Consider the following 13,358-nt stretch of genomic DNA (forward strand, 5'->3'; position numbering starts at 1 on the left):
GGTTAAGCCCATGCCGGGTTTAAACTTTGGCGAACAGCAGGCTGCCGTTGGTGCCACCGAAACCGAAGGAGTTGGACAAAGCGACATCGATCGTCATCTGGCGCGCTTCGTTGGGCACGTAGTCAAGATCGCAGTCCGGATCGGGGGTGGTGTAGTTGATGGTCGGCGGCGCTACCTGATCGCGGATGGCCAGCACGGAGAAGATCGCCTCAATGCCACCGGCCGCACCGAGCAAATGACCGGTCATGGACTTGGTGGAACTCATGGCCAGCTTGTAGGCGTGATCGCCGAACATCGCCTTGGCCGCCATGGTCTCGGCCTTGTCGCCCGCCGGCGTGGAGGTGCCGTGGGCATTGATGTAGTCCACCTGATCGGGATTGACGCCGGCGTCCTTTAGGGTCAGTTCCATGCACTTGCGCGCGCCCTCACCGCCGGCGCTGGGCATGGTCATGTGATAGGCATCACCGTTCATGCCGAAGCCGATCAGCTCGGCATAGATGGGCGCGCCGCGGCGCTTGGCATGTTCGTATTCTTCCACCACCACGACGCCGGCGCCGTCGCTGAGCACGAACCCGTCGCGCTCCTGATCCCACGGACGGCTGGCGCCTTCCGGATCGTCGTTGCGGGTCGACAGGGCGCGCGCGGCGGCAAAGCCGCCCAGACCGGTGGGCGAGGTGGCCATCTCGGCGCCGCCGGCGATCATCACCTCGGCATCGCCGCGTTCGATGATGCGCGCCGCTTCACCAATGTTATGGGTGCCGGTGGTACAGGCGGTGACGATGGCCATGTTGGGACCCTTCATGCCGTACATGATGGAAAGATTGCCCGAGATCATATTGATGATGTTACTGGGTACGAAGAACGGCGAAATCCGGCGCGGGCCGGACTTGTCGAATGTCTCGCGTCCCTTTTCGATGCCGGGCAGACCGCCGATGCCGGAACCGATCATGACACCGATGCGTTCGGCGTTCTCCTCGGTGACGTCCAGGCCGGAGTCCTCGATCGCCTCTTTTGCCGCGGCAATGCCGTAATGAATGAACGGATCCATCTTGCGTGCTTCTTTGGCGGAAATGTACTGGGTGACGTCGAAACCGTGCACCGAGCCGCCGAAGCGCACCGGGAATTCAGACACATCGAAATGCGTGATGGGGGCGATGCCGCTCTTACCGGCAACGATATTGTGCCAAGACTCTTTGACGGTCAAACCGACGGGGCACACCATGCCCAAACCGGTCACGACGATGCGACGCTGTTTACTCACGCTTAATAACCTCTGAATCTTCCCTGGACGTTGATCATGCCCCGACAACGGGGGCACAAAAGCAAAGGCCGCCAGCTGCGTAAAAAACGTGTTGCGGAAACGCGCTGCTGCGGCCTTACACGGGATCTAAATTAAGAATTTAGCCCACGTTGGAATTGATGTAGTCGATGGCCTGCTGAACGGTGGTGATCTTTTCAGCTTCTTCATCGGGAATTTCACACTCGAATTCTTCTTCAAGCGCCATCACCAATTCCACGGTATCGAGGGAATCTGCGCCCAGATCATCGACGAAAGAAGCTTCGGTGGTGACCTCGTCTTCCTTAACCCCTAGTTGCTCAACGACAATCTTTTTGACGCGTTCTTCGATAGTGCTCATGATAAATTCTTCCTCCAAGATTTTGACGCAGACCCAGCTGCGGTCGGTATTTTATCCCTATTACCGCGAGTTGCAAGCGAGATCGCGGCAAATGATACAGGAATTTCCACTAAAATTGTTAAGCTTGACCCGGCTCAAAAGCTATGGCCGAGAGTTTTTCCATTTAACCCATGTACATACCGCCGTTGACATCCAGGGTGGAACCCGTGATGTAGGCGGCGCCGGGCGATGCGAAGAAGGCCACGGCGGCGGCGATTTCCTCCGGTTTACCCAATCGGTTTAAAGGAATCTGTTTGAGCAGCGCCTGTTTTTGATCGTCCGGCAGCCCCTTGGTCATATCGGTATCGATAAAACCGGGGGCGACGGCGTTGACGGTGATGCCGCGCGAGGCAACTTCCCGCGCCAACGACTTGGTGAAACCGAAGATGCCCGCTTTGGCGGCAGCATAGTTGGTCTGGCCGGGATTTCCAGTTTCACCGACCACTGAGGCGATGCTGACGATGCAACCCTGCTTGGCCTTCATCATGCCGCGCAGACAGGCCTTGCTCATGCGGTAGACGGAACCGAGGTTGGTGTCCATGATGGCGTTCCATTCGTCGTCCTTCATGCGCATAAGCAAGTTGTCGCGGGTAATGCCGGCATTGTTGACCAGCACGGTCGGCACGCCGAAATCCTTGTTGATCTGCGCCATGGCGCCATCAATGGAGTCTTGGCTGGTGACATTCAGGGCCATGCCGGTGCCCTTGACGCCGCTCTCATTCATATAACTAGAGATCGCTTGCGCACCGCTGTCCGACGTGGCGGTACCGATCACCCGCGCGCCCTGCCTGCCCAGTTCCAGGGCGACCGCCTTGCCGATGCCGCGGCTGGCACCGGTGACCAGGGCAATTCGATTTTCCAGTGTCATTGCTCTTCCCCTCTTGTGATTTATGCCTTGTGGGCCTCAAGGGCGGCCGCCAGCGTCTTGGCATCAAATACGGGCAGCGCCGTCATGTCACGATTAATGCGCTTGTTGAGTCCCGCCAGCACCTTGCCCGGTCCGCTTTCCACCAGTGTGTCCACGCCCGCGTTCGCCAGCGCCTGTACAGTCTCGACCCAGCGCACCGGACTGTAAAGCTGCCGCGCCAGCACATCGCGAATGGCCTCCACATTGCTATGGCTGGCCACATCCACATTATGGATGACCGGGATCTCGGGGGGCTGGATGTGAATCTGCTTCAAGGACTCGGTCAACTCTTCCGCCGCGCCCTGCATCAGGCTGCAGTGCGACGGCACGCTCACCGGCAATATCACGGCGCGTTTGGCGCCCGCCGCTTTGGCGACGTCCACGGCCCGCTCCACGGCGGCCTTGCCACCGGCCACCACCACCTGACCCGGGGCGTTGAAATTCACCGCTTGGACAACCTCCCCCTGCGCGGCCTGATTGCAGACCTCCACCACCTGTTCATCGTCGAGCCCGAGGATGGCGGCCATGGCCCCTTCCCCTTGCGGCACGGCCGCCTGCATCAATCGCCCGCGGCGTTCCACCAGCCTGACGGCAGCGGGAAACTCAATGGCGCCGGCGGCCACCAGGGCACTGTATTCACCCAGGCTGTGGCCGGCCAGATAGGCGGGTGTGGCGCCGCCGGCCGCCTGCCAGACGCGCCAGGTGGCGACGCCGGCGGCGAGCATGGCGGGCTGGGTCTTGTCGGTCTGGTTCAGCGCGGCGTCGGGGCCATCTTGCACCAAGTGCCACAGGTCGTAGCCGAGCGCCTCGCTAGCCGCGGCGAAGGTCTGTTGAACGCGCGGCCAGTCGGCGGCCAGTTCGGCCAGCATGCCCAGCGATTGCGAGCCCTGACCGGGAAAGACTATTGCAAAAGACATGACGTTAACTAATATCCCTATAAGTTTGTTTTGTCTAATATTTTAATAACACAGAACCCCAGGTGAAGCCGCCCCCGAAGGCCTCCAGCAGGAGCGTGTCGCCGCGCTTGATGCGACCGTCGCGCACCGCCACATCCAGGGCCAGGGGCACGGAGGCGGCGGAGGTGTTGCCGTGTTCGTCCACTGTCACCACCACCCGCTCCATGGGCATGTTGAGCTTTTTGGCAGTGGCGGCAATGATACGGATATTGGCCTGATGCGGCACCAGCCAGTCGATGTCGCCCTTGGTCATGTGGTTGGCGGCCAGGGTCTCGTCGACGATCTTGCCCAGGGTGCGCACGGCAAAGCGAAACACGTCGTTGCCCTGCATTTCCATATAGGCGCGCCCTTCCCTGACGCTGTCATAGTCGATAGACACACCGGTGGGCACATGCAGCATTTCGTCGTAGGCGCCGTCGGCATGCAGATGACTGGACAGAATGCCGGGCTCAGCGCTGGCCTCAAGCACAATGGCACCGGCACCGTCGCCGAACAGCACGCAGGTGCCGCGATCCTTCCAGTTGGTGATGCGCGACAGGGTTTCGGCCCCCACCACCAGGGCCTTTTTGGCGCTGCCGCTGCGAATGAATTTGTCGGCCACATCCATGGCATAGATAAAACCTGAACAGACGGCCTGCACATCAAAGGCCGGCGGGCCGTGGATGCCCAGACGCTTTTGCAACAGGCAGGCGGTGCTGGGGAAGATCTTGTCCGCGGTGGTGGTGGCGACAATGACCAGGTCGATATCGGCGGGCTTCAGGCCGGCCGCATCCAGGGCGTGGCGCGCCGCCGCTTCAGCCAGGTCGCAGGTGGTCTCGCCTTCAGCGGCAATATGCCGTTTTTTGATGCCGGTGCGTTCCCGAATCCATTGATCCGAGGTCTCCACCATTTTTTCCAGGTCGTGGTTGGTGAGCACCTTTTCAGGGAGGAAGCTGCCGGTACCGGTGATTCTCGAATATGTCACCTTAACCCACCTGCTGTTTGGTCAACAGCGTATCCAGTTGCTGGTTGATGCGCGCGGGCACCGACTTGTCGACTTCCAGCACCGCCTCCTTGATGGCGTTGGCGAAGGCGAACACATCGGCGCTGCCGTGGCTCTTGATCACGATGCCGTTCAGACCGACCAGACTGGCGCCGTTGTAACGGCGCGGGTCGATCTTGTGCTTGAGCGCCTTCAATACCGGCATGGCGATCAGGGCGGCGAGCTTGGCGAACGGATTGCGCGCAAAGCCTTGCTTCATGAAATGGGTGATCATCTTGGCCACGCCCTCGCTGGTCTTGAGGGCGACGTTACCGACAAAGCCGTCGCAGACCACTACGTCCACCGTGCCCTTGTAGATATCGTCGCCTTCCACATAGCCGACATAGTTGATGTCGCTCTGGGCCAGCAGGCGCGCCGCCTCTTTGACCCGTTCGTTGCCCTTGATCTCTTCCTCACCGATGTTCAGCAGGCCGATCTTGGGCGCCGGATTATTGTCCACCGCCTGCACCAATACCGACCCCATCACCGCAAACTGGAATAATGCGTCGGCGCTGGAATCCACATTGGCGCCCAGGTCCAACATGTGGGTATGGCCGTTCATGGTGGGCAGGGCGGTGATGATAGCGGGCCTATCGATGCCGGTCAGGGTCTTGAGCACGAAACGCGAGGTCGCCATCAGCGCACCGGTATTGCCGGCACTGACACAGGCCGAGGCCTTGCCCTCTTGCACCAGGTTGATGGCGACGCGCATGGAGGAATCCTTCTTGGTGCGCAAGGCCACCGAAGGCAATTCATCCATAGCCACCACTTGCGAGGTGTGTCGGATCTGCAGGCGCGGCCCCACATCGGCGCCTTGTTGCTGCAGGACGCCGGTCAGGATTTCCTGGTCGCCGACCAGGATCAACTTGAGATCTTGATTTTCCTTTAAAACACTAAGGGCGGCAGGCACGACCACATCGGGGCCATGATCGCCGCCCATAGCATCCAGGGCGATGGTCACGCTCAAGGTTTACTCGCCTTTATCTGCGATCACCTTGCGGCCACGATAATACCCGTCAGCCGATACGTGGTGACGACGATGCACCTCACCGGAGGTTTCGTCGATGGACAGAGTCGGTCCGCTCAGGGCGTCGTGGGAACGACGCATACCGCGCTTGGACGGACTCTTTTTGTTTTGTTGCACAGCCATTGTTTAAACTCCTGTTTCGTTACGATCAATGCCTACTCTACTGCTTCTTGCCTTTCAACTCAGCCAATACGGCAAACGGGTTGGGTTTGTCCTGTGTCCGGTCACTCTGTTCGGCCTCGCTGTGAAGCCGCTCCAAAAATGGTTCACAGGCGTCCTCATGCAACGCCACGATGGGTAATGCCAGGATCAACTCATCCTCAACCAGGTCGGCCAGCTGTATCGGCTCGCTCCCCACCATGCAGGGTTCGTAGTCCGGCGCCAGCTTGCGGGCCTGCTCGTCGCTGGCGACGAAACCCAATGCCACGTCCGACTCGATGCGCTCGGTCACCGTTTGCAGGCAACGCTGACAGACCCTCTCCACCTGGGCGCTGAGATGCCCCTTGGCGTAATGCGTGCCCTGCTCGTCTATACCAAACTGTAATTGTACGCCGGCATCACCCGCAACATCGACGACCGCTTCAGCCAAGCGCGCCATGCCCGTTAGCTCGAGCGTGCCGGCCAGCACCTGACCCTGTCGGGCCAGCCTGAAGGGAGCGATCTGTACGGGCAGGTGCTGGGGTGACATAGGCGCGTGATGATAAAGGCAAAGCCCCGTTGTGTCAAAGAAAATTCTTATTTTTCACTCTGTTACCACAATTACGTCTTGACTTGGGGGTGGCTTTCTCGTAGAAACCACTAATGGCCCGCATACGCCTGCCACGACGCGCCGCGCCATCGGCGCTCGAGGGCTTCCGGTCAGGCATCACGCCACTGAATCAATTGATATAAAAATCAACATGATAAAAAAGATACTTATCGCCAACCGGGGGGAGATCGCAGTCCGCATCGTGCGGGCCTGCGCCGAAATGGGCATCAAATCAGTCGCCGTTTATACCGACGCCGACCGTCACTCGCTGCACGTCAAAAAGGCCGATGAGGCCTATAATCTGGGGCCCGATACGGTGGCCGGCTATCTGAATGCCCACCGCATCGTCAACCTGGCGGTGGCGGCGGGCTGTGACGCCCTCCACCCGGGGTATGGATTTCTGTCTGAAAATCCGCAGCTGGCGCAGATCTGCCAGCGCCGCGGCATCAAGTTCATCGGGCCCAGCGCGGATGTCATCCGCAGCATGGGCGATAAGATTGAGGCGCGCAGCGCCATGGTCAAGGCGGGCATCCCGGTCACGCCGGGCAGTGACGGCAATGTGGAATCACTTGAGGCGGCCGTTACATGCGCCGCCGCTGTGGGCTACCCCATTATGCTCAAGGCCACCTCCGGCGGCGGCGGCCGCGGAATCCGCCGCTGCGAAAACGAGCAGGCGCTGCGCCGCAACTACGACCGGGTCATCTCCGAGGCGACCAAGGCCTTCGGCAGCGCCGAGGTGTTTATCGAGAAATGCGTGGTCAATCCGCGCCACATCGAGGCCCAGATCCTGGCCGACAGCCACGGCAATGTGATTCATCTGTTCGAACGCGACTGCTCCATCCAGCGCCGTCATCAGAAACTGATCGAGATCGCGCCCTCGCCCCAGTTGTCGCCCGAGCAACGCGAGTACGTCGGCGATCTGGCGGTGCGCGCTGCCAAGGCGGTGAATTATGAAAACGCCGGCACGGTGGAGTTTCTGCTCGACCAGGATGACAATTTTTACTTCATGGAGATGAACACCCGCCTGCAGGTGGAACACCCCGTCACGGAACAGATTACCGGCGTGGATATCGTGCAGGAACAGATCCGCATCGCCGCCGGCCTCAAGCTGCGCTTCAGTCAGGATGAGATCAAACTGCGCGGCTTCGCCATGGAGTTTCGCATCAACGCCGAAGATCCGAAAAATGATTTCCTGCCCAGCTTTGGTCGTATCACCCGTTACTTCGCACCGGGCGGCCCCGGGGTGCGCACCGATGCAGCGATCTACAGCGGTTACGAGATCCCTCCCTATTACGATTCGCTGTGCGCCAAGCTGACGGTGTGGGCGCTGACCTGGGACGACCTGCTCGACCGCGCCGAGCGCGCCCTGAACGACATGGGCGTATACGGCGTCAAGACCACCATCCCCTACCATATTGAGATTGTGAAATCGCAGGAATTCCAGAACGGCAGCTTCGACACCAGTTTCGTCGAAAACCATCCCGAGCTGACCGGCTATTCGGTGAAGCGCTCGCCGCGCGAGCTGGCCGCCGCCATCGGCGTCGCCGTCGCGGCGCATTTGGGACGTTAACTCACCACACAAAAAGCGAAAGCAGGCTTATGGACAAAGTACACATTACCGATACCGTTCTGCGCGACGGCCACCAGTCACTGATCGCCACCCGCATGCGCACCGATGACATGCTGCCCATCTGTGCCAAGCTGGACCAGGTCGGCTATTGGTCGCTCGAGGTCTGGGGCGGCGCCACCTTCGATTCATGTCTGCGCTTTCTCAAGGAAGACCCGTGGGAGCGCTTGCGCAAACTCAAAGCGGCCTTGCCCAATACGCGTCTGCAAATGTTGTTGCGCGGCCAGAATCTGCTCGGCTATCGCCATTATTCGGATGACGTGGTCAAGGGCTTCGTCGCCCGCGCCGCCGAAAACGGGGTGGACGTGTTTCGTATCTTCGACGCCCTTAACGACACCCGTAACCTGCGTGTCTCCATCGAGTCGGTGAAGGTGGCGGGTAAACACGCCCAGGGGGCGATCAGCTATACCACCAGTCCGGTGCATGACATTCCCCAATTCGTGGGGATAGCGAAACAGATGGAGGCCATGGGGTGTGACAGCATCGCCATCAAGGATATGGCCGGCCTGCTGACGCCCATGGTCACCGCCGACCTGGTGGACGCCCTGGCCAATGCCGTGGCCGTCCCCATTCACCTGCATTCGCACGCCACCTCAGGACTGGCCAGTATGTGTCAGCTCAAGGCCATCGAACGCGGTTGCCGTCATATCGATACCGCTATTTCCACCTTTTCCGGCGGTACCAGCCATCCTCCTACCGAAAGCATGGTCGCGGCCCTCAAAGGCACACCGTACGATACCGGTCTCGACCTGGAGCTGTTGCAGCAGATCGGATTTTATTTTTACGGTGTGCGTAAAAAATACGCCCGTTTCGAGAGCGAATTCACCGGCGTCGACACCCGCGTGCAGGTCAACCAGATTCCGGGCGGCATGATCTCCAACCTGGCCAATCAGCTCAAGGAGCAAGGCGCCCTGGAACGCATGAACGAGGTGCTGGAGGAAGTCCCGCGCGTGCGTGAGAATCTGGGCTATCCGCCGCTGGTCACGCCGACCTCGCAGATTGTCGGTACACAGGCGGTATTGAACGTGCTGTCCGGCGCCTGTTATCAGAACATCAGCAACGAAGTGAAATATTATCTCAAGGGCCGTTACGGCAAGGCGCCGGGCAAGGTCAATGACATCGTACGCCAAATGGCTATCGGCAACGAAGACGTCATCGACTGTCGCCCGGCCGACCTGCTGCAACCGGAAATGGACAAGCTGCGCGAAGACGTCGCCACACTCGCCACCACCGAAGAAGACGTCTTGACCTACGCTATGTTCCCGGAAGTGGGCCGCACGTTTCTTGAGGAACGCGCCGCCGGCACACTGGTGCCTGAACCGCTGGAAAACGTGGAACCGAAGCAGTCCAGCGGCAGCACGCCGGTGGAATTCAACGTCACCATGCACGGCGAAACCTACCATATCAAGGTCACCGGCACCGGCCATAAGGCCGACAATCGCCGCCCGTTTTATGTCTCGGTGGACGGCGTGCCGGAAGAGATTATGGTCGAGACCCTGGAAGAGATCGGCCTGGCGGAAAGCGGTGAGGTGCTGTCGGCCAAGACCAAGGGCAGCAAACGTCCTCAGGCCAAACAACCCGGTCATGTCACCACCTCCATGCCCGGCACCATTGTGGATGTATTGGTCAATGAGGGCGATGAAGTGAAGGAAGGCGATCCCCTGCTGGTCACTGAAGCAATGAAAATGGAGACCGAACTTCAGGCGCCCATTTCCGGCAAGGTGACGGCGCTGCACGTGCAGAAAGGCGACACCGTCAATCCGGATGAGACCTTGATCGAAATCGAATAAACGGCTTGGTCAAGAAACCACTCATACTCGCCTCCTCATCGCCCTATCGGCGTGAACTGCTGCTTAAGCTCGGCGTCGATTTCGCCTGCGTCGCGCCCGACATCGATGAAACGCCCCGCCCTCATGAGTCTCCGGAACACTTGGTGGCGCGCCTGGCCCTGGAAAAGGCCCGCGCCGTCGCCCGCTGCAATCGCGACGCCCTGATCATCGCCTCCGACCAGGTGGCCCTGCTCGGCGGCCGCATCCTCGGCAAACCCGGCACTCACGCAGCGGCGCGACAACAACTGGCCGCCGCCTCGGGCAATACGGTGCTTTTTCTGACCTCGTTGGTGCTGCTCGATGCGGCGACGGATAAGTTTCAAAGTGCGGTGGTGCCGTTCAGCGTCCATTTCCGCAGCCTCGCGGAGAGTGAAATCGAGGGCTATCTACACAAGGAACAGCCTTACAACTGCGTCGGCGCCTTCAAATCGGAAGGCCTGGGGATCACCCTGTTTGAACGTTTGGAAGGCGACGACCCCAACACCCTGGTCGGTCTGCCCCTGATTCAGCTGACGCGTATGTTGGCGCAGGCGGGGGTCAGACTGTATTAACGGATTACTGTATGAACGGATTAAGGTTCGGCCAAGTTTGTCGATATAAACAAATACAGTAAAATCGGGGTAATACGCCATGTCCGGCAATTTCAAACTCAGCGATCTCGCCATCAGCGTAGTCGAACCTTCCTCCACCCAATGGCGCGTCATCAGCGGACAATTGAATCAGGTGGGTATCACCCGTCTTGAGCATTTTAAGCAGGCCGGCACTGCGCTGACCGATATGCGCGCCTTCAAGCCGGATCTGGTCATCAGCGCCATGCACATGCCCGACATGACCGGCGCCGACCTGGTCCAGGCCATGCGCAACGACGATGAGCTGGAGGCGATTCCCTTTATGCTGATCTCAAGCGAAGACTCGGATTACCACCTCGAACCCATCCGCCAGGCCGGGGTCATCGCCATTCTACCCAAACCGTTCCAGGCCCAGGACTTGACGCGCGCGCTCTATTCGACCTTAGAGTTCATCGAGCCTGATCAGTCCTTGCTGGCGGAGATCGATCTCGACGAACTCAGTGTGCTGGTGGTGGATGACAGTACCACGGCGAGAAAACATATCTGCCGCGTACTCAACAATCTGGGCATCGATGAGATCACCCAGGCGGCCAACGGCAAAGACGCCGTCGAAATCATGGGGCGGCAGTTATTCGATCTCATCGTGACTGATTACAACATGCCTGAAATGGACGGCAAGCAACTGACTCAATACATCCGTCAACACAGCCACCAGCGTTCCATCCCGGTGCTGATGGTGACCAGCGAGGCCAACCACAGTCACCTGGCCGGCGTAAAGCAATCCGGTGTCTCAGCCCTATGCGACAAGCCGTTCGAGCCGCAAGAGGTGAAGTCACTGATCCGTAAAATCCTCGCCGCGGAGACCGAACTCTAAACCCCAGTCTGCTACACTCTCCGTCTGGCTACGCATCAAAACCGGATGGATATGAAAACACTGTGCTTCAGCGCGTGTCTGTTTCTGCTGACGGATGCCTTTGCCGCCGACGCGCTAATCTCCCTAAAGGATCGTATCTTCGAAGTCGATCTCGCCGTGAGCGCGGCTGAACGCAAACGGGGATTAATGCAACGATCGTCGTTGGCACCGGATCAAGGCATGTTGTTTGTATACCCCGAGCCACAGATTGTTTCCTTCTGGATGAAGCAAACACTGATTCCGCTCGACATTCTCTACTTCGACGCCGAGGGTCGCCTCATACACATGTTCGAGCATGTCCAACCCTGCAGAATAACCCCTTGCAAAACCTACACTAACAAGCAGCCGGCACAATATGTGCTGGAACTGCCCGCCGGCAGCGCCGAAAGCCTGAGTCTGACGCTGGGAAACAGCTTTGAAATAATGAAGCCGTGAGTGTCTTGAAAGATGGCGAGCCATGAATTATCTTGAACCAAATGCCTCGCAGCGGAGATCATCACATGACGGCGGTTCACGCACTGGAACAATTCGAATTTCACCAGACACTGGACTCCACGCCCGGTATTTCCATTGTTTTCTTCTCCAGCAGGGAATGCCTTTCCTGCCGCTATTGGGAGCAACTGCTGGAACAGTTTCTTAAAAAGCATCCGGATATCAACATATTCAAAGTAGACGCCGGACAGGATCAAGCCTTAACCGAAGAATTCGATGTGTTCCATCTGCCGTCCTTATTCCTGTACCAGGACGGCCAGTATTATTCCCCTCTTCAAGCCGAAGCAAAACTGGAGGCGCTGGAATCCGCCATTACGGCAGCGCTGGAGGCGCCGGCAAAGGAATCGCCTTAGCTCGCCGTTGTTTTTTACCGATGAACTCAAGGGGCGCTCAATAAGGGATGCACCTGCCGTCAAAGGCGACGAAGGCACCCGGACTGTAGCCATCCATATTGTCGATAATGGCGGCCACACCCTTCACCGAACACTGCACGTCTATCAGCCCGCTTTGCCCGGTCATATCGGTTTTCACCCAGCCCGGATGCAGGGTAATAACCCTGACATCATAGGGCGCCAGGTCAATGGCCATGGATTTGGATACGCTGATCAAACAGGCTTTAGAGGCGCGATAAGCATAACACCCGCCCGTCGTGTTCTCTTCGCAGGAACCCATTTTAGAACTGATATTGGCAATCTTGCCCTTGGCCGAGATGACCTTTGATTTAAGGCGCTGCACCACACGCAGAGGACCGATACAGTTGACGTCCAATACATTCAACATGGTCTCGGGAGTGATGCCGTCCAAGGACTGGCCGGTTTCCTTATCCGGGCCGTAAATCCGGGCATTATTGATCAGCAGGTCGATAGAGCCCGGAATCTCCGACTCATTAATAAAATTGGCATCCTTGGTTTCGATGACGTCCCACTGTACGGTCTTGAGCCTGTCGGAGTCGAAATTTCTAAGTCCATCATCACCACAGCGATAACAGGCCCATACGGTGGCGCCAGCTGAGAGATAGTACTCGACAAAACCCAGACCTATCCCCCGGCCGGCCCCTGTAATCACCACATTCATGCACTGCCTCCCCAATTTGACATGTGGGATTTTGTCTACATTACCTCATTAAAGGCGGGAATTCTCCTCTTTGATTGCCCTTTATTCTTGTAATTCGATACTCGGAAATTTTGAGGCGAAGCGCTTGATCCACTCGGTGGCGGCCTGCTCGCCAGTCAGTTGGCGTCCCTCTTTGGCCAGGGCCTTTCTTTTATAATGCTCAATATGACAGACCTGCTCTATCATACGGGCTCGATAGGCGTCTTCCGGATCGCAAAACGCCACACCCACGTCGTAATAACCGCCGCGTTTGCGGCACCACTTGACCAATGCCGTGGTTTCGAATGACGGTTTAACAAAGCGGATTGTGATGCTGATACTCGATCCCGGTTGGATATACGATTTAGACGTGAAGGAAAGCCCGCCGTAGCTCACATCCTGCAGGCTTTCCTGGTTGTCTGCAGCTACCCCTTCGACACGAAAATCAATCGGGATATCTGACGGATGCCGGATATATCTGCGCATATAAATGCTGCCTTG

16 protein-coding genes are annotated in these 13,358 nt (G+C 58.4%); 6 read left to right on the plus strand and 10 right to left on the minus strand.

All coding sequences use genetic code 11. The features are described 5' to 3' along the window. Positions 1-19 precede the first annotated feature (19 nt). The 8 genes from Tel_09455 to Tel_09490 form a co-directional block, all read right to left on the minus strand. Complete coding sequence (locus tag Tel_09455) at positions 20-1,222, minus strand: 3-oxoacyl-ACP synthase (protein ALP54806.1); 1,203 nt, start codon at positions 1,220-1,222, stop codon at positions 20-22. A gap of 178 nt (positions 1,223-1,400) precedes the next feature. Further along, on the minus strand, positions 1,401-1,637 hold the full coding sequence (locus Tel_09460) for an acyl carrier protein (protein ALP54807.1): 237 nt from the start codon (positions 1,635-1,637) through the stop codon (positions 1,401-1,403). A gap of 163 nt (positions 1,638-1,800) precedes the next feature. Beyond that, complete coding sequence (gene fabG / locus Tel_09465; protein ID ALP53361.1) at positions 1,801-2,544, minus strand: beta-ketoacyl-ACP reductase; 744 nt, start codon at positions 2,542-2,544, stop codon at positions 1,801-1,803. Between the two features lie 20 nt (positions 2,545-2,564). After that, on the minus strand, positions 2,565-3,500 hold the full coding sequence (locus tag Tel_09470) for a malonyl CoA-ACP transacylase (GenBank protein ALP53362.1): 936 nt from the start codon (positions 3,498-3,500) through the stop codon (positions 2,565-2,567). 34 nt (positions 3,501-3,534) lie between these two features. Beyond that, positions 3,535-4,503 carry a 3-oxoacyl-ACP synthase gene (locus Tel_09475; GenBank protein ID ALP53363.1) on the minus strand — a complete coding sequence of 323 codons (969 nt, stop codon included), beginning with the start codon at positions 4,501-4,503 and terminating at the stop codon, positions 3,535-3,537. A 1-nt stretch (position 4,504) separates the two neighbouring features. Next, entirely contained in the window at positions 4,505-5,527 is a 1,023-nt protein-coding gene (locus tag Tel_09480; GenBank protein ALP53364.1) for a phosphate acyltransferase, read from the minus strand. A gap of 3 nt (positions 5,528-5,530) precedes the next feature. Continuing rightward, positions 5,531-5,710 carry a 50S ribosomal protein L32 gene (gene rpmF, locus Tel_09485; protein ID ALP53365.1) on the minus strand — a complete coding sequence of 60 codons (180 nt, stop codon included), beginning with the start codon at positions 5,708-5,710 and terminating at the stop codon, positions 5,531-5,533. Positions 5,711-5,747: 37 nt separating this feature from the next. After that, positions 5,748-6,275 (minus strand): hypothetical protein, encoded by a 528-nt coding sequence (locus Tel_09490; protein ALP53366.1) that lies wholly within the window; start codon positions 6,273-6,275, stop codon positions 5,748-5,750. Positions 6,276-6,486: 211 nt separating this feature from the next. Here Tel_09490 and Tel_09495 point away from each other — a divergent pair, with 211 nt between their 5' ends. The 6 genes from Tel_09495 (at position 6,487) to Tel_09520 (ending at position 12,118) form a co-directional block, all read left to right on the plus strand. Continuing rightward, complete coding sequence (locus tag Tel_09495; GenBank protein ID ALP53367.1) at positions 6,487-7,905, plus strand: pyruvate carboxylase subunit A; 1,419 nt, start codon at positions 6,487-6,489, stop codon at positions 7,903-7,905. Between the two features lie 29 nt (positions 7,906-7,934). Beyond that, positions 7,935-9,752, plus strand: a complete 1,818-nt coding sequence (locus tag Tel_09500) for a pyruvate carboxylase subunit B (GenBank protein ALP53368.1) — start codon at positions 7,935-7,937, stop codon at positions 9,750-9,752. A 5-nt stretch (positions 9,753-9,757) separates the two neighbouring features. After that, positions 9,758-10,342: a septum formation inhibitor Maf gene (locus tag Tel_09505; GenBank protein ID ALP53369.1), complete on the plus strand. Its 585-nt coding sequence runs from the start codon at positions 9,758-9,760 to the stop codon at positions 10,340-10,342. A gap of 79 nt (positions 10,343-10,421) precedes the next feature. Further along, entirely contained in the window at positions 10,422-11,234 is an 813-nt protein-coding gene (locus Tel_09510) for a two-component system response regulator (protein ID ALP53370.1), read from the plus strand. Positions 11,235-11,294: 60 nt separating this feature from the next. After that, positions 11,295-11,708, plus strand: coding sequence for a hypothetical protein (locus tag Tel_09515; GenBank protein ID ALP54808.1), 414 nt, complete (start codon positions 11,295-11,297; stop codon positions 11,706-11,708). Between the two features lie 65 nt (positions 11,709-11,773). Continuing rightward, entirely contained in the window at positions 11,774-12,118 is a 345-nt protein-coding gene (locus tag Tel_09520; GenBank protein ID ALP53371.1) for a hypothetical protein, read from the plus strand. A 37-nt stretch (positions 12,119-12,155) separates the two neighbouring features. Here the strand turns inward: Tel_09520 and Tel_09525 are convergent, their stop codons facing one another. Beyond that, positions 12,156-12,839 carry a short-chain dehydrogenase gene (locus Tel_09525; protein ALP53372.1) on the minus strand — a complete coding sequence of 228 codons (684 nt, stop codon included), beginning with the start codon at positions 12,837-12,839 and terminating at the stop codon, positions 12,156-12,158. An 81-nt stretch (positions 12,840-12,920) separates the two neighbouring features. Beyond that, positions 12,921-13,343: a hypothetical protein gene (locus Tel_09530; GenBank protein ID ALP53373.1), complete on the minus strand. Its 423-nt coding sequence runs from the start codon at positions 13,341-13,343 to the stop codon at positions 12,921-12,923. Positions 13,344-13,358 lie beyond the last annotated feature (15 nt).

This window comes from Candidatus Tenderia electrophaga, assembly GCA_001447805.1.
GTDB classification, from domain to species: domain Bacteria; phylum Pseudomonadota; class Gammaproteobacteria; order Tenderiales; family Tenderiaceae; genus Tenderia; species Tenderia electrophaga.

Excerpts from the sequence above, each read along its gene's own strand:
- Tel_09455 (ALP54806.1), bottom strand. The coding sequence starts at position 1,222 with ATGGTGTGCCCCGTCGGTTTGACCGTCAAAGAGTCTTGGCACAATATC.
- Tel_09460 (ALP54807.1), bottom strand. The coding sequence starts at position 1,637 with ATGAGCACTATCGAAGAACGCGTCAAAAAGATTGTCGTTGAGCAACTA.
- fabG (ALP53361.1), bottom strand. The coding sequence starts at position 2,544 with ATGACACTGGAAAATCGAATTGCCCTGGTCACCGGTGCCAGCCGCGGC.
- Tel_09470 (ALP53362.1), bottom strand. The coding sequence starts at position 3,500 with ATGTCTTTTGCAATAGTCTTTCCCGGTCAGGGCTCGCAATCGCTGGGC.
- rpmF (ALP53365.1), bottom strand. The coding sequence starts at position 5,710 with ATGGCTGTGCAACAAAACAAAAAGAGTCCGTCCAAGCGCGGTATGCGT.
- Tel_09490 (ALP53366.1), bottom strand. The coding sequence starts at position 6,275 with ATGTCACCCCAGCACCTGCCCGTACAGATCGCTCCCTTCAGGCTGGCC.
- Tel_09495 (ALP53367.1), top strand. The coding sequence starts at position 6,487 with ATGATAAAAAAGATACTTATCGCCAACCGGGGGGAGATCGCAGTCCGC.
- Tel_09500 (ALP53368.1), top strand. The coding sequence starts at position 7,935 with ATGGACAAAGTACACATTACCGATACCGTTCTGCGCGACGGCCACCAG.
- Tel_09510 (ALP53370.1), top strand. The coding sequence starts at position 10,422 with ATGTCCGGCAATTTCAAACTCAGCGATCTCGCCATCAGCGTAGTCGAA.
- Tel_09520 (ALP53371.1), top strand. The coding sequence starts at position 11,774 with ATGACGGCGGTTCACGCACTGGAACAATTCGAATTTCACCAGACACTG.
- Tel_09525 (ALP53372.1), bottom strand. The coding sequence starts at position 12,839 with ATGAATGTGGTGATTACAGGGGCCGGCCGGGGGATAGGTCTGGGTTTT.
- Tel_09530 (ALP53373.1), bottom strand. The coding sequence starts at position 13,343 with ATGCGCAGATATATCCGGCATCCGTCAGATATCCCGATTGATTTTCGT.